At 44.0% G+C, this 19,793-nt stretch carries 18 protein-coding genes; 11 read left to right on the top strand and 7 right to left on the bottom strand.

The genetic code is table 11. The features are described from left to right. Positions 1–25: 25 nt before the first annotated feature. From pdsR to SHAL_RS08985, 4 genes are all read left to right on the top strand, one after another. Positions 26–718: a proteobacterial dedicated sortase system response regulator gene (pdsR, locus tag SHAL_RS09000; RefSeq protein WP_012276835.1), complete on the top strand. Its 693-nt coding sequence runs from the start codon at positions 26–28 to the stop codon at positions 716–718. A 169-nt stretch (positions 719–887) separates the two neighbouring features. Further along, on the top strand, positions 888–3,071 hold the full coding sequence (gene pdsS, locus SHAL_RS08995) for a proteobacterial dedicated sortase system histidine kinase (RefSeq protein ID WP_012276834.1): 2,184 nt from the start codon (positions 888–890) through the stop codon (positions 3,069–3,071). A 134-nt stretch (positions 3,072–3,205) separates the two neighbouring features. Beyond that, positions 3,206–4,384 carry a cystathionine beta-lyase gene (locus tag SHAL_RS08990; RefSeq protein WP_041415925.1) on the top strand — a complete coding sequence of 393 codons (1,179 nt, stop codon included), beginning with the start codon at positions 3,206–3,208 and terminating at the stop codon, positions 4,382–4,384. Positions 4,385–4,584: 200 nt separating this feature from the next. After that, on the top strand, positions 4,585–5,157 hold the full coding sequence (locus SHAL_RS08985; protein ID WP_012276832.1) for a type II secretion system protein: 573 nt from the start codon (positions 4,585–4,587) through the stop codon (positions 5,155–5,157). Positions 5,158–5,434: 277 nt separating this feature from the next. On the opposite strand, the gene SHAL_RS08980 is transcribed toward SHAL_RS08985, so the two are convergent. Beyond that, the gene (locus SHAL_RS08980; RefSeq protein WP_012276831.1) at positions 5,435–5,929 is read right to left on the bottom strand and encodes a CreA family protein; all 495 of its coding nucleotides are present in this window, start codon (positions 5,927–5,929) and stop codon (positions 5,435–5,437) included. Positions 5,930–6,068: 139 nt separating this feature from the next. After that, positions 6,069–7,433: a molecular chaperone gene (yegD, locus tag SHAL_RS08975; protein ID WP_012276830.1), complete on the bottom strand. Its 1,365-nt coding sequence runs from the start codon at positions 7,431–7,433 to the stop codon at positions 6,069–6,071. Positions 7,434–7,805: 372 nt separating this feature from the next. Between yegD and SHAL_RS08970 the strand changes: the two genes are divergently transcribed. After that, positions 7,806–8,465 carry a glutathione S-transferase gene (locus SHAL_RS08970; protein ID WP_041415924.1) on the top strand — a complete coding sequence of 220 codons (660 nt, stop codon included), beginning with the start codon at positions 7,806–7,808 and terminating at the stop codon, positions 8,463–8,465. Between the two features lie 90 nt (positions 8,466–8,555). On the opposite strand, the gene SHAL_RS08965 is transcribed toward SHAL_RS08970, so the two are convergent. Further along, positions 8,556–9,161 carry a LysE family translocator gene (locus tag SHAL_RS08965; protein WP_012276828.1) on the bottom strand — a complete coding sequence of 202 codons (606 nt, stop codon included), beginning with the start codon at positions 9,159–9,161 and terminating at the stop codon, positions 8,556–8,558. A 161-nt stretch (positions 9,162–9,322) separates the two neighbouring features. Here SHAL_RS08965 and SHAL_RS08960 point away from each other — a divergent pair, with 161 nt between their 5' ends. Continuing rightward, on the top strand, positions 9,323–10,684 hold the full coding sequence (locus tag SHAL_RS08960) for an aminotransferase-like domain-containing protein (RefSeq protein WP_012276827.1): 1,362 nt from the start codon (positions 9,323–9,325) through the stop codon (positions 10,682–10,684). A gap of 165 nt (positions 10,685–10,849) precedes the next feature. On the opposite strand, the gene SHAL_RS08955 is transcribed toward SHAL_RS08960, so the two are convergent. After that, positions 10,850–11,326: an outer membrane lipoprotein gene (locus SHAL_RS08955; protein WP_012276826.1), complete on the bottom strand. Its 477-nt coding sequence runs from the start codon at positions 11,324–11,326 to the stop codon at positions 10,850–10,852. A 54-nt stretch (positions 11,327–11,380) separates the two neighbouring features. On the opposite strand from SHAL_RS08955, the gene aat reads away from it, so the two are divergent. The 3 genes from aat to infA all read left to right on the top strand — a co-directional run bounded on the left by aat (position 11,381) and on the right by infA (position 13,138). Continuing rightward, entirely contained in the window at positions 11,381–12,091 is a 711-nt protein-coding gene (gene aat, locus SHAL_RS08950) for a leucyl/phenylalanyl-tRNA--protein transferase (RefSeq protein WP_012276825.1), read from the top strand. Continuing rightward, positions 12,081–12,800 (top strand): arginyltransferase, encoded by a 720-nt coding sequence (locus tag SHAL_RS08945; protein WP_012276824.1) that lies wholly within the window; start codon positions 12,081–12,083, stop codon positions 12,798–12,800. The genes aat and SHAL_RS08945 overlap by 11 nt, the downstream gene beginning before the upstream one ends. Positions 12,801–12,919: 119 nt before the next feature. Continuing rightward, complete coding sequence (gene infA / locus SHAL_RS08940; RefSeq protein ID WP_005500725.1) at positions 12,920–13,138, top strand: translation initiation factor IF-1; 219 nt, start codon at positions 12,920–12,922, stop codon at positions 13,136–13,138. 143 nt (positions 13,139–13,281) lie between these two features. On the opposite strand, the gene clpA is transcribed toward infA, so the two are convergent. Beyond that, positions 13,282–15,540: an ATP-dependent Clp protease ATP-binding subunit ClpA gene (gene clpA, locus SHAL_RS08935; protein WP_012276823.1), complete on the bottom strand. Its 2,259-nt coding sequence runs from the start codon at positions 15,538–15,540 to the stop codon at positions 13,282–13,284. Between the two features lie 37 nt (positions 15,541–15,577). Then, positions 15,578–15,886 (bottom strand): ATP-dependent Clp protease adapter ClpS, encoded by a 309-nt coding sequence (gene clpS, locus SHAL_RS08930; protein WP_012276822.1) that lies wholly within the window; start codon positions 15,884–15,886, stop codon positions 15,578–15,580. Positions 15,887–16,125: 239 nt separating this feature from the next. Here clpS and cspD point away from each other — a divergent pair, with 239 nt between their 5' ends. After that, a complete protein-coding gene (gene cspD / locus SHAL_RS08925) occupies positions 16,126–16,332 on the top strand; it encodes a cold shock domain-containing protein CspD (RefSeq protein WP_012155761.1) in 207 nt (68 codons plus the stop codon). A gap of 197 nt (positions 16,333–16,529) precedes the next feature. On the opposite strand, the gene SHAL_RS08920 is transcribed toward cspD, so the two are convergent. After that, positions 16,530–18,752, bottom strand: coding sequence for an NADP-dependent isocitrate dehydrogenase (locus tag SHAL_RS08920; protein ID WP_012276821.1), 2,223 nt, complete (start codon positions 18,750–18,752; stop codon positions 16,530–16,532). Between the two features lie 304 nt (positions 18,753–19,056). Here SHAL_RS08920 and SHAL_RS08915 point away from each other — a divergent pair, with 304 nt between their 5' ends. Then, the gene (locus SHAL_RS08915) at positions 19,057–19,776 is read left to right on the top strand and encodes an rRNA large subunit pseudouridine synthase E (RefSeq protein WP_012276820.1); all 720 of its coding nucleotides are present in this window, start codon (positions 19,057–19,059) and stop codon (positions 19,774–19,776) included. The last annotated feature ends 17 nt before the right edge of the window (positions 19,777–19,793 follow it).

Here is a 19,793-nt window from a genome sequence, read left to right as displayed (position 1 = left end):
ACAGTTAAGGCCATCATTAAGACGTATGAAACGAATTGCCATAGTAGAAGATGAAGCTGCGATCAGAGAAAACTACAAAGAGGTTTTGCAGCAACAAGGTTATTGTGTACAAGCTTATGCCAACCGCCCGCAAGCGATGTTGGCGTTTAACACCCGTCTGCCCGATCTGGCGATTATCGATATCGGCCTTGAAAATGAAATCGATGGCGGTTTTACTCTGTGCCAATCATTGAGAGCCATGTCTAGCACCCTGCCAATTATTTTTTTGACCGCGCGCGACAGTGATTTTGATACCGTATGTGGCCTGCGCCTTGGTGCCGATGATTACTTGAGCAAAGATGTCAGCTTTCCACATCTTATCGCCAGATTGGCCGCACTGTTCAGACGCTCAGATCTAAAAAATGTCAGCAATGATGAAAGCCATATCGTTGAACATGGCCTGCTTACAATCGATGTTAACCGCATGCAGGTATTTTGGAACGCTATACAGATTGAGCTTACCGTAACCGAATTTTGGATGGTGCACGCGCTCGCTAAGCGCCCTGGACATGTACGCCAACGTCAAGAGTTGATGCAAGAAGCGAAAATATTCGTCGATGATTCGACGATTACTTCCCATGTAAAACGTATTAGAAAGAAGTTTATCGCCCAAGACCCTAACTTTGATTGTATCGATACCGTATACGGCATGGGCTATCGCTGGGACTCTCACAATTAGCCGCGATCATCAATGTGGTTTGTCACAGTCTGTAGCTCATCATTTCTGCGATATAAATAGTTAATGAATTAGTTTATAAACAGGCTCATTAGTTAACTCATGGATAGGGTTATAGTCGAGTCATCTTCAGGTCATAATTAATGGCCATCATTTAGGTAGTTGTTACGCCATGTTTAATTTGCCAATCGGGCTGCGCACTAAAGTCGCAGTATTGTCTTTGTTCTTACTCTGCTTACCTTGGTTAGGTTATCAGTACGTGTGGGAGATGGAGAAATACCTGCGCCACGGCCAAGAGAAAACCTTAGAAGGCACAACCCAAGCACTGGCAACCGCCCTGCACGAAAGACCAAAACTCTTTGATAGCCAAGCAAGCTTTTTAACTCAGGTTGAAAAGGGCCGCGATCTGTACGCTTACCCACTTTCAGGGCCTATTCAACTCGACGGTAAACTGGCGGATTGGAGTAGCTATCGCCATCGTGCACTTAATTACGGCGATGATTATCAAATCTATAAACGTAATGAAAACCAGCCGTTAAACCTCAGCTTTACCCATATGGTAGGCAAATACGCCGGCTATCTGTACGCCTTTTTCGAAGTTAGCGATCCACACGTTGTTTACCGCGGAAAAAACAGTCTTAGCATAGATAATAACGATCATATTGCCATCGCTACACTCGCACCCGATGGCAAGTTTCGCCGTTATATTGTTGCAACCACACAAGATGGCTGGATAAGCGCCTTCGAACTGCCTGAAGATCCTAGCCTTTCAACCCCTGTAACACCGGAAGTTAAAATTCAGGGTAAGTGGACCAAGAGTAAACAAGGCTACAATGTCGAACTCAGGATCCCGCTTAATATGGTCGGCAGTAAACTCGGCTTTGCCGTTTATGACGTAAACGATAAAAAAAGCCGCGTATTAGATGCCGTGGTCGGTACCTCAGCAATCGATGATGTCAGCAAGCTGGGCACCGTACTTGTCCCCTCACCTGAAATCGAAAGTATTATTAAAGGCATGAGCCATAATAGCTCTCGTATTTGGGTGGTCGATAAACACGGCCGCGTATTAGCAAAGTCCGGCGATATTCGCTCAGATAATAGCGTCTGGTCACGTGCTAATGTCGATAACGATGACAACTCTGGCTGGGAGCAATTCAAACATAAATACTTGCATCCGCTTTACTACAAAATTCTGACCACACCAGCTAAAGACTTTATCGATTCCTTGCAAGACTCCACTGTGTTGCAAGGGAGTCATATCTCTAAAGCCTTAAACGGCGAGCAAGGCTCAACGTGGCGCTTAACCCCCGACAACAAAGCGGTGGTGCTCGCGGCCGCTAGCCCTATTTGGATTGATGATAAAGTGATGGGAGTGGTGATTGCCGAAGAAACCACTCACGGCATTCGAACCTTAAGAAACAAAGCCTTAGAAAAGCTGTTTAACGTGATTTTAACCATCATGAGTATGGGCACCTTAGCGCTATTTTTCTTTGCTTCGAATATCTCAAGCCGTATTCGCAAATTGCGTGACGAAGCCGAGCAAGCGATCGATAGCCAAGGGCGAATAAAAAATGAAATTCAGGGCTCTAAAGTCCGTGATGAGATCGGCGATCTATCGCGAAGTTTCGCCAGTATCGTTAGCCGCTTAAGCCAATATACTCATTACTTAGAAAACATGTCTTCGCGTTTATCTCACGAGCTGCGCACCCCCGTTGCAGTGGTGCGCTCATCGCTAGAGCATCTTGGCCTGCAACAGCTTAGCCCCGATAGTCGCAAATATGTTGACCGGGCACAAGAAGGCGTTAATCGCCTGAATATGATCTTAAACAATATGAGCGAAGCCACTCGTTTAGAAGCAAGCTTATCTCATGCCGACACTACTGTTTTTCCGCTAGAAAAAGTCATCAACGGCTGCATGCAGGGCTATCAAATGACCTACCCCAATCAAGCATTTGAGCTCGATATTACCCAAGAGAGTATTGCGGTATTAGGGGTGCCTGAATATATCGCCCAGCTAATGGATAAACTCATCGCTAACGCCCAAGAGTTTAGCCATCCCGACAGCTCAATTAATGTTGTGCTAAAACTGAAAAATAAATTCGCCGTACTGAGCGTCAGTAACCAAGGGCCGGCACTACCAGAGAACATGGCTGAGCAGATTTTTGAGTCCATGGTATCTGTGCGAGCGCAAAAAGCCCAAGATAAGCCGCACCTAGGCTTGGGTCTTTATATCGCTAGACTTATTTGCCAATTTCATGACGGTAAAATTAGCGCCTGTAATACCCAAGATAAGGCCGGAAATGTTAGCGGCGTTAAGATCACGATTAAACTACCAATAAGCAAAGAAGGTCTTTAAAAGTGTTAGGCCTGTTTCAAACAATGGCAAAATTGAAAACTGCTCCTGAAAGCGAATGTTGAAGATAATGACACTTTATTTTGGCCGTTTAGATGTTAAGATGGCTAAAAATACAAACTAATGGAATTCGACCGATGAAAAAAGAAACGCAGATAATCAGTCTAGGCCGAGATAAGAAATGGACCCAAGGGGTGATTAACCCGCCAGTTTACCGAGCCTCGACGATGGTGTTCGATACCATGGAAGATCTCCGTTTTGCGGCTAAAAACAAAGCCAACGGCGAACTGTTTTATGGTCGTCGCGGCGGACCCACTCATTTTGCGTTTCAAGCAGCCATAGCCGAACTCGAAGGCGGCGTAGGTACGGCGCTGTATCCGTCAGGAAGTGCTGCCATCAGTAATAGTCTACTGTCATTTTTAAAAGCGGGTGATCATCTGCTTATGGTCGATAGCGTCTATGAGCCCACTCGCGATCTGTGTCATAAATTACTTGCGGGTTACGGCATCGAAACCACCTATTACGATCCTATGATTGGTGATGGCATCGAAGCGTTAATCCAGCCTAACACCAAGGTGCTGTTCCTAGAGTCTCCAGGTTCAATCACCATGGAAGTGCAAGATGTGCCAACACTGAGCCGTATAGCCCACCAACACGATATCGTGGTGATGCTCGATAATACCTGGGCATCGCCAATAAACTCGCGTCCATTTGAGATGGGCGTCGATATCTCAATTCAAGCGGCGACAAAGTACATTGTTGGTCATTCAGATGTGATGATGGGCACCGCCACCGCGAACGAAAAACATTGGGAACAACTACGAGAAAATAGTTACCTGCTTGGTCAATGCACCTCACCAGATGATGTATACCTTGCTAGCCGAGGGCTGAGGACCTTGGGTATTCGTTTAGCCCAGCATGAACAAAATGCATTAAAAGTGGCTAACTGGCTTGCTAGTCGCCCTGAAGTGGATCATCTGCGTCACCCCGCTTTTGAGTCATGCCCTGGCCATGAGTTTTTTAAACGCGATTTTAGCGCGTCAAACGGACTGTTTTCGTTTGTCTTAAAACAAGGCGATGTTCACTCGGTCACTGCATTCGTTGAAAATATGCAGCATTTTAAAATGGGCTTTTCTTGGGGCGGATTTGAAAGCTTAATTTTAGGGGTATTTGGCATCGACAAACTACGTACAGCAACACAATGGGACAGTAGTAAGCCACTTATCCGTTTGCATATTGGTCTTGAAAATGTCGATGACCTGATTGCCGATCTTGAGGCTGCCTTTGAGCGCTACAATCGAGTATTGAACGCTTAAAGCTCTGGTTAAGTTCACTCCTAGCTCAGACTAAGTTAAGGCAAAGCTCACTCTTAGTTCAGACAAAGCTCTCCCGCCACAAGCCGACCTCTAACGTCGGCTTTATTATATTGATTACTTTAGAAACATTTACTTCCGCAACTGGTAGTAAATACTCTATTATCGAAAATGTAGATCACCGAATTTAGAGAATATTTTCAATGCATCGCCCCACCGCTTCTAGAGGCTTTACCCTAATTGAGCTTGTCATCGTGATTATTGTGCTTGGCATATTAGCCGTCATTGCAACAGCCAAGTATGTTGACTTAAAGCGAGATGCTGAGGTTGCACGTGTCAAAGCAACGGCGGCGGCGCTGCAGCAGTCGGTCACCTTCTCCCATACCAAATGGCAGCTTACCTCGGGAGTTGCTGCAATGAACGATCTTCCCGACTTTGCTGGTGGCGAGCTTGATATGAATAGTTTTGGCTACCCACTCGGGATAGATAAAGGCAACCCTATGGGGCAACCGACGAATATCGGTAAAGGTGAACAAGGCTGCGTCGATTTATGGAATACCCTGCAACAAGAGCCTGTCAGTGTTTCATTATCTAGCGTAGACAATGACAGTGACTTTCAAGCCTACCGTCATCAAGCTGCTAGTAATCCCGATGGTCAAACACAGTGTACCTATGTGCTGCGCACTCTAGGGGACACAAAAGGCCGCCTACAAGCCGATATAAAAATCATCTATGATTCTGTCGCTGGTACTGTTAATGCGCTCATTAACGATTAGTTTTTCCTGTCACGGCTAGCTCAACGGTTCTACAGCTTAAAGAATGGAACACACACTTCTGCACAAGGTACACATTCTAGGCCAAAACACAGAAAGCAAAAAGGGCGGATCATATTCGCCCTTTTATATGCTGACACTCATGCTGATTAACTAAATTCACTGACTAAGCGAACTGATTAAACGAACTGATCATTAAGCTCAGCTCTTAGACTCAATAACTAAGCCCATTTATCAGAGCTCATTTATAAAGAGTGAGTAAATCTAAGTCTCGGGCAGATTAGTGATTAATAACAGCCCCACCTGGGATCCACGCTTCAGTACCATAGAGTGGCACAGTCGAAAGCGCATGTTTGTGACTACCGTTAGTCTCTTTGGTGGAATAAGACAGATACAGTAAGGTTTGGTTTTTAGCATCATAAATGCGGCGCACTTTAAGCGATTTAAACAAGATACTTAACGACTCTTTAAACACCACTTCGCCGTTTTTACTCTTATCGATATTAGCAATTTCAGCTGCGGTGATAGGCCCCGTTTGACGACAAGAAATACTCATATCCGATGGGTCAGCAAGACTTAAGTCGGCCTCAATGCGGCTAATATGACAAGTCACACCTGGGATTTTTGGGTCGTGCCTAGCATCAATAACCACATCTTTGGTGGTAAATAAGCCTAAACTCACCTTGCCCACATCATCGCCACAACCTGTTAAACCCAGCGTTACAGTAAGTGACAATCCTAGGCTAACTAACAGCCCTTTATTTAAGCCTTTCATATCCATTTCCTTTAGCTATTGAGTCAACGGTGACTAATTACCGATCTTACTCTTGTAAATCCAAACACTCGCGTCTAAACACTTGTATCTAAACACTGTAAACCCAAAAGCGCGGAGTCGCGCTATTGTTCAGTGTCAATTAAGCAAACACTCTTTGTGCCCAGCGAGTCAATCCTGCCGTTACACTACCAAAGTGATCCCCCACTACAATTGGGATCTCAGGGAATAAACCCGAAATTCTTCTGTAGATAGCCGGACTTCTTGCGGTGCCGCCGGTAACATAAATACGATCTGGCATCACACCCGATTGCTCAAGCGCCTCACGCATCAAGGCTTCCACCTTTGATAAGGGGATCGTTATCGCGGTTTCAAAATCCGCTTCACTCACCCTAGCATGTAATCCATTATGGATATATTCAAGCGGAGTATCGACACTGTCGCTGCTTGATAACGCAATCTTACTTTGCTCGGCGCTGCGCACCAATTTATAACCTAATTGGTCTTTTTGAACTTTTAATAGACGCTGAATAAGCTGCGGATTTTGAGCGTCTTTAATCAAGTCTTCAATTAACTTTTTTGAAGCCAAAGCACTAAAGTCTCGCTGCGCACTGATATCATTGACCGCAACCGCATTCCAAAAAGGCTTGCTTGGCACTGGCAGCTTATTCACCATTAGGCTTCCAAGCCCCAAATGCGGCATAAATGACGCCATAGAAAGCGCTATATCTAAATCATTACCACCAATACGTTGACCACTATGGCCTAAAAAGTCAGCACTACGGTCACGGTTATCAATATGATTAGGTCCCATTTTCACCATAGAGCAGTCAGTCGTACCGCCTCCAACGTCAACCACTAGCACGGTCATGTTCTCCTCTAGTGAGGCTTCATAATCCATACCCGCCGCTAATGGCTCAAATAGAAAATCGACGTCGGTAAAACCAGCACGTTTTGCCGCTAACGATAAAATCGCCTCAGCTTGTTGATTACTCTGCTCGCCGCCAATCCCCTGAAAGTTAACCGGACGGCCAATCACTGCGTGAGTAATGACTTTTGTTCCTAAATTCTTTTCCGCTTGAGCTTTGATATGCATCATCATCAGGGTGACGATATCTTCAAACAGCGCAATTTGGCTATCTCTTAGGCCCGTCGCGCCGAGGAAGGACTTAGGTGAACGCACATAAAAGCCTTCATCGGGCATATCTAAGTAGGCTTCAATCGCTTGCTCGCCAACAAATACCGCTTGCTCATTTGGCAGAAGATCCAGCTCACGACGAGCCGCCGCTGCGCGGTTTAATTGCGCCGAGCGCAAACGACTGTATTCAGCTTGCTGCGCTTGTGGTAACTGCTTCAACACCGCTTCAGCAATTAACTCTCGGTCCATTGCGTATAGGGTTGAGCTCAGATACTTAGAATCACCAGATAAGGGGACCAAGCGCACATCACCGTCTTCTACAACACCAATCGCGCAGTTAGCACTACCGTAGTCAAAACCAACAAACATTCCCTTATCCTTCAAAGCGTAAAAAAGCCGTGCAAAATAGCACAGTCAGCCGCGAGGCAAAAGTGCATTTTGTAAATATTAAAGCGGACTTTTAAGTCAAAGCATCAACTTGTGTGTGAGTTAACGAAAACACGACTGCAGCAAGAGTTTACGGCTGCAAGACTTAATGACGGTTCGGTTATTATTGAGCACTAGGCATCACCCACTTAAAATTTGCGAGTTAACCTGCAGTGAGTAGCCAAAGCTGGTAGGCCTGCGCTTGCCTAACAAGCATTATGCTGGTTGAAAAAATATCAAAAAATAAATTATTAGTTGTCATTTAAGCTTTGTCTGTTAAAAATGGGACTGGCTCCACGAAACTGTACCTCAAACATGCTTCTACCTACTCTCTATTCATTCAGACGTTGCCCTTACGCAATGCGCGCCAGACTTGGTATTTTGCTATCAGGACAAAAAGTCAGCCTTAAAGAGATAATCTTGAAACATAAACCTGAGCCAATGTTAGCCGCCTCGCCCAAAGGCACGGTTCCAGTACTTATCTTGCAAGATGGCACTGTAATCGAGGAGAGCCTAGAAATCATGTGTTGGGCACTGACAAATAACGACCCGCAAAATTTATTACTAAGCCATAATCCGCAACAACAAGAGTTTGCTCAAGCGCTTATTCATACTAATGACCACAGCTTTAAACCTTGGCTGGATAAATATAAGTATGCCGACAGGTACCCTGAGCACAGCGAACAATATTACCGACAGCAAGGCGAGCAATATATCGCGCAACTTGAAAGCATATTGTCAAAGCAGCCGCAGCTTATGGGTCATCAAGCCTCGATTGCCGATTACGCGATTTTCCCGTTTATTCGTCAATTCGCATCAGTAGATAAAATCTGGTTTGCTCATAGTGACTATCTGAATGTGCAGCGCTGGCTAAAAGCCCATGTTGAAAGTGATGATTTCAGTGCCATCATGAAAAAATACCCGACTTGGCTTGAAAGTGGTGACAGCTTCGAGTTTGGGCTAATGTCGAATTAGTTGTATTAACGCAAAAGCACTCGCTCTTAAGTCTGTTGGCAAAGTGATAAAAGTTTGCCAATAAGTACAGTATTCAATTCAGATAGAAAACTAGCGAATAATGATAGGAATGGTTAGCAGTAATAACGCGCCCATACTCCAATTAAAGGCTTTCTTTCTTGAACTTGTATTCAACTTTTTACGGATAGCGGCACCTAAAACCACCCAAGTAAATGAGGTGGGAAACCCAACAATGTTAAACACAAGCACGCCCATAACCGCACTTATCCAGTAGGTTTCCCCTGATGTGGTAAATGCTGTACATAAGGTGATTGTAGCAAGCCAGGCCTTAGGGTTTATCCACTGAAACATCACCGACTCTTTGATTGTCATTGGCCGATGTTTAATCTCTTTAACATCATTGTCGACCGACATTGTAATGACTCGATATGCCAAAAATAACAGGTAAGCTAACGATAATGTTCGCAGTACTTGATGCATTACAGGCCAAGCTTCAAATATACCGCCTAACCCTAATAAGATTGCTATATGCAGCAGTGTCTGCCCAACACGGATCCCTAAAATATGTGGCAATGTACGCCTAATACCAAAATTTGCCCCAGATGTTGCTAGGAGTATATTATTTGGTCCAGGAGTCATAGTCATGGTTGCACAAAACAGTGCAGCAGAAATCATTAATGCCCATAGTCCATCCATGTTGTACCTCCACAATTTAATTCAACCTGACGCTTACATCAGGCCTATTTAATTTCTTCAACTTTCTACCTCACACAATTGTATGCATACAAAAATTGACACAAAGCGCTTAAGTTACGCATAATAATCAATACAAAGTTGAATACAATGGTTTTATTGTCATGGGTACAATCTGGAGTCCAAACTTAGCAGACTACACAGGGGCTAAATATTTACGTCTGGCGCAGGCAGCAGAAGATGCCATAAAAAACGGGGAGCTATTGCCGAATAGCAAATTACCGCCCCAAAGGTTACTTGCGGATAAATTAGGATTCACAGTCGGTACAGTCACCCGTGCCTATGCACTACTTGAGCAACGCGGGTATGTGCAAGCTAAAGTGGGTGCTGGTACTTACGTTAAAGCCAGCGATAATCAAGCATCCGATCAGAGTGCAAACTTCGCCACCTGCCAACAGCCTTTCACTAACCAAACCGCTGTGTTAAGTGATGCTCTTAATCTGCTAGCAAAAAGCCCCCAGCGTTTGGCTCAATTGATGCGATACCATGCCGAGCCGCTACAAGAACATCAACTCAAGTTTAGCCAATGGCTACATCGACGTGATATCAAACAAACACCTGAGCAGATAGTATTTACTCATGGTGGTCAACAGGGGATCTTTTCAATTCTCAATGGCTTGATGCAATCGGGTGAATCGCTACTTTGCGAAGCGAGTTGTTACCCGGGGATCCATGTTGCTGCAGAGCAGTTAGGATTAAAAACAGTACCCGTGACTTTGACTGATGAAGGCTTAAACTTGGATGAACTGCAACAAAAAATCATTCAGTACAAGCCTAAAGTGCTCTATTTGACGCCAAACAATCAAAACCCAACCTGTATTCAATACAGCGACTATCAACGTAAAGCGATTATTACTTTAGCCAAAAATCATCAAGTCATCATTATCGAAGATGATGTGAATTACTGCCTTGCTAATGAATGGCGCACACCTATGTGGTCACTCGACCAACTAGCGAGTGAGGATGAGCAATGCGTGATTTATTTATCAAGCTTATCGAAAATGTTCTGCGGCGGATTACGACAAGGCTTTTTGCTCATTCCAAGCAAGTTTATTGGCTCAGTAAAGCAAGCTCTTTACAGTCAGTGCTGGATGGTATCGTCACTCAATACCGAACTTGCCTGTAGAGTCATTGAAAACAACGATTTTATGGGGCAACGTGAGCAGCAGATTATTGATAGGCAAGCACTGAGTATTGCAATGGGGCAACGACTTAAACTTAAACAAAGCTGGCGCGGTCTCAATGGTTGGCTGCAACTCAAAACCCCGCTAAAGGCACACCATGTAGTGACCGCCCTAGCGCAAAAAGGCATACTCATTCGTAATGGCGATGACTTTAATAATCATGAAAACTACATTCGCCTCAGCATTGGCGGGAGCAGTGATGACAACGAATTTATTGAGCAGTTAATAATGATTGAACACACTATACGCTCTCTTAGTCAAAGCGCTTACTCCGTTGTTTAAACAATTTGTTAACTGCTATAGCTTTCGGGCTTGCTCTATAGAGTCTTCTTAATTACGGTCATGTAAACTTAAGCCAAAGGCAAAATTGACACAAAAAAACCACTGAATTGGCGGCTTTTTTGTCGACTTTTACAGTCCATTCTAAAGTGAATCCAAGCCCCATCGTTACATCTGCTGATCGACTCGAACATAGCCTTGTAGATAAACGACTCGCACATCGTCATTCACACTGAAGATCATGCCGGGATCTAAGTCTTGGATCACCATAACCTGCTCGCCAGAGTCTAAGGTAATCATCATTTCAACCAATCGTAGCTCTTCATAGTAAGAGCTATCTCCGTAACGATTACCGACTCCAGCACCCAGTAATGCCCCCAGAACCGTGGCAACATCTTGACCTGAGCCGCCACCAAATTGGTGACCAATCACACCACCAATCAGCGCACCACCAAACGTCTTCCAGCCGGTATTTCTATCTTCAACCAGCTGCTTTTGGGTAATATTGCGTACAGAAGCGACTTGACCAAACTCCACCTTTTCAACGGGGACCGCTTGATTGCGATCATAAGGTGCAGCAAATGCGGTCTGCGTACCAAAAAATAAACAGATAACCGTGAAAACAATAAGATGAGGTTTCAACATAAGACTTTTTCCGCTAACTTTAAGGATAAGTATATTTATTAATCTTACTCAATTGTGAACTCACTGTCCTATTTAAATCATGATCAACAAGGTTTCCCGCCGCCAGAGCAAGCATTAAGCGATCCTAATGGCTTATTAGCGGTTGGTGGTGACTTACGCCCAGAACGTTTACTAAACGCCTATTACAACGGGATTTTTCCTTGGTTTAATTTAGATGACCCTATTCTTTGGTGGTCGCCAGATCCGCGTGCAGTTTTTGTACCTGGCAATATGAAAATTAGCCGTAGTCTAGTCAAATACCTTAAAAAGCAAGATTGGACCTATACCATCAATCATAACTTTGAAGCTGTTACCGCTGGCTGTGCAGAGCCTAGAGCGGGACAAGATGGCACTTGGATCTCAAGTGAAATCCAACAAGCCTATCTGTCCTTACATCAACAAGGTTATGCCCACTCTCTGGAAGTTTGGCAAGATAAGCAGCTCATTGGTGGACTTTATGGACTGGCCATTGGGCAAGTTTTTTGCGGTGAGTCCATGTTTCATCGTGCAACTAATGCCTCTAAAGCTGCTATGATCGTATTACAGCAGCATTTACAGCGCTGTGGTTTTAAACTTATCGATGCCCAGGTGGTAAACCCTCACTTGGATAGCCTAGGTGCTAAGTCGATTAAGCGAGATGATTTTCTCAGGCTGTTAACCCACTTAAGAGATGGTGAAGTGAGTATTGATAGCTGGAGTAAGGCCGAGGTATCTATTGAGCTCTAAATCTAGACCCGTCACTGTTGGTAGAACAAAGCCCTTTGCTTGCAGTTACTTAGACGGCCAACAAGAGCAATTAATGGTATTGCAAGAAGATGTTATCGATGCCAACTTATTCGAGCAGTTGCTCGCACTTGGTTTTCGCCGTAGCGGCAGCATGATCTATAAACCCCAATGCCCGCAATGTAACGCCTGTTTACCCATTAGATTGCCAATTGATGACTTTCAAATCTCTAAGAGACAAAAGAGAACATTAAAAAATAACCAAGATCTCAGCTGGAAGATTGTTGATCATAAAACTGAGCAGCAGTATCAGCTGTACGAACGTTACGTTAACACTCGCCACCACGATGGCCCAATGTATCCTGCAAGCCCAGAGCAATATGATAGCTTTGCTACCGCCAATTGGATGCAGCCGCTGTTTATCGAACTGAGGCAAGGCGATGAACTGATCGGTGTGGCCGTTACAGATGTGCTACCTCACAGTTTGTCTGCCATTTATAGCTACTTTGCCCCCGAACACCATAAGCGTTCATTAGGCAGCCTGCTTATTTTGCTGCAGACTCAAATTGCTAAAATGATGAAGAAGCAGTTTTTATATCTAGGCTATCAAATTGATGAATCAAGAAAAATGAACTATAAACGCGATTATAGGCCACACCAGATCTTGACTCATTCTGGATGGATAACCGAGATTACAATCAAAAACCAGTGAATTAAACCATAACTAGCCTACAGATAGCGTGTATACTCAACCTTTGCTTTACAGCAACGTGAATTTGCGGCATGATACGCCCGTTTTTATTATTTGAAGGCTAACAGGATAACTGATTAATGGCGAAAGAAGACAACATTGAAATGCAAGGCACAATCCTTGAAACCTTGCCGAATACAATGTTTCGTGTAGAACTTGAAAATGGTCATGTCGTAACGGCACACATTTCAGGAAAAATGCGTAAAAACTACATCCGTATTCTAACGGGTGACAAGGTAACGGTTCAGCTGACACCTTACGATTTGAGCAAAGGACGCATCGTCTTCCGTTCACGCTAAGTTATTAGCCAATGTAACGTATATATTAAAAAGCCGGCAATGCCGGCTTTTTGTTGTCTGAAATTTACTGTTAACTCACTTTGGAGCCTAAGCTGAGCCAATAAACAACAAGCTAATGCCGCTTATTGGCCCTCACGATCAAGCTAATGCGTTACTTTCTCTAACGATTCAGTCGTGATAACGATCTCATCCCCCTTAGTATCAACACGAGCAATACCGCCCTTCTCAAGCTCACCAAATAGGATCTCATCGGCTAATGGTCGCTTAATCAGTTCAGTCACGACTCTGGCCATAGGACGTGCGCCCATGGACTTGTCATAACCTTTCTCGGCAAGCAATGTTCGAGCCTCATCACTCACTTCCAGTGTCACTGACTTATCATCAAGCTGCGCTTGCAGTTCAACTAAGAACTTATCAACTACTTTGGCGATAACCGTCATATCTAAGTGATTAAACCAGATAATCGAATCTAAACGGTTACGGAACTCAGGTGAGAACACCTTATTGATTTCCGATAGTGCATCCTGAGTATGATCTTGCTGCTTAAAACCAATCGATTTACGAATGGTCTCTTGTACACCAGCGTTCGTGGTCATGACTAAGGTCACGTGTCTAAAGTCAGCCTTACGGCCATTATTGTCGGTTAAGGTACCGTGATCCATTACCTGCAACAGTAAGTTATAAACATCTGGGTGAGCTTTCTCGATCTCATCAAGCAGCACCACACAGTGTGGATTCTTAATTACCGCATCAGTAAGTAATCCACCTTGGTCATAACCAACATAGCCTGGAGGCGCACCAATTAGGCGCGACACCGTATGACTTTCCATGTATTCAGACATATCAAAACGAACCAGATTAAGGCTTAAGCACTTAGCTAACTGGCTGGTAACCTCAGTCTTACCGACACCCGTAGGACCTGCAAACAAGAAACTACCTACAGGTTTGTTTTCACCACCGAGTCCACTTCGAGACAAGCGAATTGCAGCGCTAAGCCCCTCAATGGCAAGGTCTTGACCAAACACCACCATCTTAAGGTTACGCTCAAGGTTTTTCAGCATATCCTTGTCAGAGCTCGATACAGACTTCTCTGGAATACGTGCCATTTTAGCAATAATGGCTTCGATCTCTGATTGGCCAATGGTCTTTTTACGTTTGCTCGCTGGCTGCATCGCCATACGCGCACCCGCTTCATCAATCACGTCAATGGCTTTATCGGGTAGATGTCTATCATTGATGTGCTTGTCAGACAGTCTTGCTGCAACACTCAGTGCAGCCAAGGTATAACGCACATTATGGTGCTCTTCATACTTTGACTTAAGACCTTGTAAAATTTTGGTGGTTTCTGCAACTGAAGGCTCGTTGATATCCACCTTTTGGAATCGACGCGCTAAGGCACGGTCTTTTTCAAAAATACTTTGGTATTCTTGGAACGTCGTCGAGCCCATGCAACGCAGCTTACCACCCGATAATAACGGTTTAAGTAAGTTAGAGGCATCCATGACGCCGCCAGAGGCTGAACCGGCACCGATAATAGTGTGGATCTCATCGATAAATAAAATCGCATGCTCGTCATTCGCTAATTCTTTAAGTAAGCCTTTAAAGCGCTTCTCAAAGTCACCGCGGTACTTGGTACCAGCAAGCAGTGCACCTAAGTCGAGTGAGTACACTGTTGCCTGACTCATCACTTCAGGCACTTCTTCCTTGACGATGCGATAAGCTAGCCCTTCGGCTATTGCCGTTTTACCCACACCCGCTTCACCGACAAGCAAAGGGTTATTCTTACGGCGACGACAAAGAATTTGAATTGAACGCTCGATCTCTTCTGTACGACCGATAAGTGGGTCGATACTGCCGCTCTTGGCTAACTCATTAAGGTTAGCGGTAAACTGCGACAAGATACTGCGCTCTTCCTCTGCCTCAGACTGCTCTTCGGCTCTATTGGGCTCAGAGTCAGTATCGATATCGTTTTTAGAAAAGCCATGAGAAATATAATTAACGACATCTAAACGAGTCACATCGCCTGTACGCAGCAGGTAAACAGCTTGAGACTCTTGCTCACTAAAAATGGCAACCAAGACATTGGCACCATTGACCTCATTGCGCCCTGAAGACTGCACATGAAATACCGCTCTTTGTAACACACGTTGAAAACCAAGCGTTGGCTGAGTTTCTTTTTCGTCTTCAGGGTCGGAAATAATCGGAGTGGTTTGTTGAATGAAGCTAGAGACTTCATCCCTGAGTTTTTCTAAATTTGCTCCGCAAGCAACTAGCGCCTCTTGTGCGGCAGGATTATCGATTAACGCCAACAATAGATGCTCTACCGTCATGTACTCATGACGTGCATCTCTGGCTTGTTGAAAAGCCAGGTTTAAGGTGACTTCAAGATCTTTATTTAGCATAAGCACCCCCTAAAAATTAACAACAGAGTGAACCCAATTAGGCTTCCTCTAATGAACACAGTAACGGATGTTGGTTTTGTCTTGCAAATTGATTTACTTGCGCAACCTTAGTTTCTGCAATTCCAAAGGGGTAAATTCCGCAGATCCCTTTTCCTTTGTGGTGAATTGCTAACATGATTTCCGTTGCTTGCTGCTCATCTTTCTTAAAAAACAGTTGTAAAATCTCAATGACAAAGTCCATCGGTGTGTAATCATCATTGTTTAAAATAACTTTATACATAGAAGGCTGTTTAAATTCTGCTTCAACACTCTCTTCTATCTGTTCAATGTTTTCTGTTCTACTCATATCCCAATATTAGCCTCTAGTCTTGGCTTGTACCAATTGATTATGTAACTCAGTCTGTTTGTTGAACAAATTCTATCAAATTATACTCAGGTACGACTTGTTAAAAAATGTTGCCTTTTTGTTAATTTTATCTTGACAACCACTTATTCAGCTTTCATTCTGTTCATTAAGCGAGGAGTTTCCCCGCTGATAAGTTTTACTATCTTACTGGGAAGTGAACAACAGAAGGAAGTGGAAGTATGGCAAGCGGAACTGTTAAATGGTTCAACAACGCCAAAGGATTCGGGTTTATATGCCCTGATGCTGGCGGTGAAGACGTTTTTGCACACTATTCTACCATTGAAATGGAAGGCTATCGAACGCTAAAAGCAGGCCAACCAGTCAGTTTTGAGGTAGAAGCAGGTCCAAAAGGGATGCACGCGTCAGCAATATCGCCAACAAACTAAAATAAAATTAGATAAACCCAGCTACATAAGTAAAAGAGTCAAATATTTATATAGATTGGTTTATGTTGCGATAGAGACAAAAAAGCAGAGTAGCTGACTACTCTGCTTTTTTATTGCCTAAAATCTAGTAAAAATTTTGCAAATAAAAAAGGCCTGCATTGATGCAGGCCTTTGTGCTTAAACATTTTTAAAATGTATTAACCCACAATGCTATTTAGTGTGGCGCTTGGGCGCATTGCTGTTTCAGCTTTCACTGCATCTAGACGGTAGTAGCCGCCTAAATCAACAGCTGGACCTTGAACACCGTTTAGTTCGCTCACAATCTGGTCTTCATTGTTAGTTAATGACTCTGCCAATCCACTAAATTCAGCCTGTAATTGGATATCTGCAGTTTGTGCAACAAGTGCCTGCGCCCAGTACATTGCTAGATAGAAATGACTACCTCGGTTATCAAGTTCACCCACACGGCGTGATGGCGACTTGTTGAGATCTAGAAATTGACCAATTGCGATATCAAGCGTGTCTGCCAGTACTTGTGCTTTGCTGTTACCCGTGGTTTGGCTTAGGTGCTCTAAAGACGCCCCTAGTGCCAGGAACTCACCTAATGAATCCCAACGCAGGTGACCTTCTTTCTCAACCTGCTGAACGTGCTTAGGTGCACTACCACCCGCGCCAGTCTCAAATAACCCGCCGCCATTCATCAGTGGCACAATTGAAAGCATTTTCGCGCTCGTACCTAACTCAAGAATAGGGAATAGATCCGTTAAATAATCACGTAACACGTTACCGGTTACTGAAATAGTATCTTTACCAGCTTTGACACGCTCCAGTGTGAAACGAGTCGCTTCAACGGGTGGCATAATGTAAAGCTCAAGACCATTTGTATCGTGATCTTGTAGGTAAAGCTCAACTTTCTTGATGATTTCAGCATCATGAGCACGAGCTGCGTCTAGCCAAAAAACAGCAGGAGTTGCAGATAAACGAGAGCGATTAACGGCAAGTTTCACCCAATCACGAATGGGTGCGTCTTTAACCTGACACATTCTGAAAATATCGCCCGCTTCGACATCGTGCGACATTAATACGTTGCCGTTTTGGTCAACGACGTTAACGGTGCCAGCCGCTGCAATTTCAAACGTCTTATCGTGGCTACCGTACTCTTCCGCTTTTTGTGCCATAAGGCCCACGTTTGGTACGCTGCCCATAGTGCTTGGGTCGAACGCACCATTGTTGATACAAAAATCAATTGTCTCTTGGTAAACACCTGCATAACAACGATCTGGGATCATTGCTTTCATATCTTTTAGTTGGCCATCTGGACCCCACATTTTACCTGAAGTTCGGATAGCTGCAGGCATTGACGCATCAATAATCACATCACTTGGTACATGTAGGTTGGTGATCCCTCTATCGGAATCGACCATGGCGAGCTCTGCACGGTGAGTGTATACCGCTGCAAGATCGGCTTCGATTGCCGCTTTTTGATCGCTTGGCAATGTCGCTATTTTAGCGTAAACATCGCCCAATCCATTGTTAACATCAACACCTAGCTGTTCAAACAATTCACCGTGCTCAGCAAAAACGTCTTTGTAATAAACTTTTACTGCATGACCAAAAAGAATTGGATCAGACACTTTCATCATTGTCGCTTTTAAGTGCAAGGACAATAAAACATCCTGCTCTTTAGCTAGGTTGGTTTCACGCTCGTAAAACTCAACTAGGGCTTTTTTGCTCATCACTGCCGAGTCAATCACCTCACCCGCTTGCAGTGCAATGGCATTACGCAATACTTGCTCAGAACCATCAACCTTATTCAAGACAATGGATACGCTGCCCGCATCGGCAACGGTTACTGATTTTTCACTCGCGTAAAAATCACCTTCGTTCATATGCGCAACGTGCGACTTAGAGTCGGCTAACCATTTACCCATCGAATGTGGGTTTTTCTGAGCAAACTTCTTCACTGATCCCGGCGCGCGGCGGTCAGAGTTACCTTCACGCAGCACTGGGTTTACGGCACTGCCTTTAATCTTGTCGTAACGAGATTGGATCTCTTTTTCTACGTCATTTTGCGGCTCATCAGGATAGTTTGGTATGTCATATCCTTTATTCTGTAATTCAAGGATACAAGCTTTAAGTTGCGGGATTGATGCACTGATATTCGGCAGTTTGATAATGTTAGCTTCAGGCTTTTTCGCCAGCTCACCGAGTTCAGCAAGTGCATCACCAATACGCTGCTCTGCTGTTAGTTTCTCAGGGAAATTTGCAATCACACGACCAGAAAGAGAAATATCGCGAGTTTCTACGTCAACACCTGCAGTCTGAGTGAACTTTTGTATAATAGGTAATAAAGATAATGTTGCTAATGCTGGTGCTTCATCTGTTTCGGTATAGATGATCGTTGATGTCTTATCGTTCATTTTGTGTCCTACTTTGATTTGAATTTATGATTTTTTATAATAATTATTGTGTTTTTCTTAGATTAAAAATCAGTTGTAACCTAATCCTATCATTTTGATTTATTGATGATAAGTTATGCTACTTTACGCGTATTAAGCCAACAAGCTTATTCGCCTCAACTCTCACAAATAGAAAGAGTTAGCCACGGATCACACTTTCTAGGTGTCGACATCATAAAACATTCCACGCAATATTCAAATTCCACTAATAGCCAATGCACAGTACAATAGATAAATATCATTCCAAAATGAAAAGTATCGCAGCGTGACACAGCCATTTTCAAAAAATAGAACGACCAATAAAAATAACAAGACTAGCTCTTCTGGCTTTGCTAGGAACGGTAGCAACAAGCCTGCTACCGTTGCTAAGACCCCAAATAAAAACGACAAACCTCACAATAGAGCCATTAGCAAAGCTAGACCTAAGGCTAAAACTGTTGCCAATCCGGTGATAGTACTATTTAACAAACCCTTCGATGTACTGTGTCAGTTTACCGATGAGCAGGGCCGAAAAACCTTAAAAGACTATATCCCGGTGCCTGGCGTGTATGCTGCGGGACGACTCGATAGAGACAGCGAAGGCCTGTTATTACTGACCAATGACGGTAAATTACAATCGCAAATCACAGAACCTAAAAAGAAAACCTATAAAACCTATTGGGCCCAAGTTGAAGGTGCGCCTGATGACAGTGATCTCGAAAAACTGCGCCAAGGCGTTGAACTGAAAGATGGCATGACGTTACCCGCTAAAATTAGCATCATGGATAACCCTGCAATATGGCCAAGAACGCCGCCGATCCGTGAGAGAGCGAATATCCCTACCACTTGGTTAGAGATCCAAATATGTGAAGGCCGTAACCGCCAGGTTAGACGCATGACAGCCCATATTGGCTTCCCGACGTTAAGATTAATCCGCTATAAAATAGGTCAATGGAGTCTAGATGACCTACAAAACGGTGAATATCGTCAACTTGATATGAAATAACCATCAATGTGAGTGAC

The sequence above is a fragment of the Shewanella halifaxensis HAW-EB4 genome (assembly GCF_000019185.1).
Taxonomy (GTDB): Bacteria; Pseudomonadota; Gammaproteobacteria; order Enterobacterales; family Shewanellaceae; genus Shewanella; species Shewanella halifaxensis.
Note: the sequence above shows the minus strand (reverse complement) of the source record. Positions and strands in the feature narration are given on the sequence as shown.

What these genes read in the sequence shown, in the direction of transcription:
- yegD (WP_012276830.1), bottom strand. Translation starts at nt 7,433, where the DNA reads ATGTTTGTTGGTTTTGACTACGGTAGTGCTAACTGCGCGATTGGTGTT.
- SHAL_RS08985 (WP_012276832.1), top strand. Translation starts at nt 4,585, where the DNA reads ATGCATCGCCCCACCGCTTCTAGAGGCTTTACCCTAATTGAGCTTGTC.
- clpS (WP_012276822.1), bottom strand. Translation starts at nt 15,886, where the DNA reads ATGAGTAGAACAGAAAACATTGAACAGATAGAAGAGAGTGTTGAAGCA.
- SHAL_RS08990 (WP_041415925.1), top strand. Translation starts at nt 3,206, where the DNA reads ATGAAAAAAGAAACGCAGATAATCAGTCTAGGCCGAGATAAGAAATGG.
- SHAL_RS08955 (WP_012276826.1), bottom strand. Translation starts at nt 11,326, where the DNA reads ATGTTGAAACCTCATCTTATTGTTTTCACGGTTATCTGTTTATTTTTT.
- infA (WP_005500725.1), top strand. Translation starts at nt 12,920, where the DNA reads ATGGCGAAAGAAGACAACATTGAAATGCAAGGCACAATCCTTGAAACC.
- SHAL_RS08980 (WP_012276831.1), bottom strand. Translation starts at nt 5,929, where the DNA reads ATGAAAGGCTTAAATAAAGGGCTGTTAGTTAGCCTAGGATTGTCACTT.
- SHAL_RS08970 (WP_041415924.1), top strand. Translation starts at nt 7,806, where the DNA reads ATGCTTCTACCTACTCTCTATTCATTCAGACGTTGCCCTTACGCAATG.
- pdsS (WP_012276834.1), top strand. Translation starts at nt 888, where the DNA reads ATGTTTAATTTGCCAATCGGGCTGCGCACTAAAGTCGCAGTATTGTCT.
- SHAL_RS08920 (WP_012276821.1), bottom strand. Translation starts at nt 18,752, where the DNA reads ATGAACGATAAGACATCAACGATCATCTATACCGAAACAGATGAAGCA.
- pdsR (WP_012276835.1), top strand. Translation starts at nt 26, where the DNA reads ATGAAACGAATTGCCATAGTAGAAGATGAAGCTGCGATCAGAGAAAAC.
- cspD (WP_012155761.1), top strand. Translation starts at nt 16,126, where the DNA reads ATGGCAAGCGGAACTGTTAAATGGTTCAACAACGCCAAAGGATTCGGG.
- clpA (WP_012276823.1), bottom strand. Translation starts at nt 15,540, where the DNA reads ATGCTAAATAAAGATCTTGAAGTCACCTTAAACCTGGCTTTTCAACAA.
- SHAL_RS08965 (WP_012276828.1), bottom strand. Translation starts at nt 9,161, where the DNA reads ATGGATGGACTATGGGCATTAATGATTTCTGCTGCACTGTTTTGTGCA.
- SHAL_RS08960 (WP_012276827.1), top strand. Translation starts at nt 9,323, where the DNA reads ATGGGTACAATCTGGAGTCCAAACTTAGCAGACTACACAGGGGCTAAA.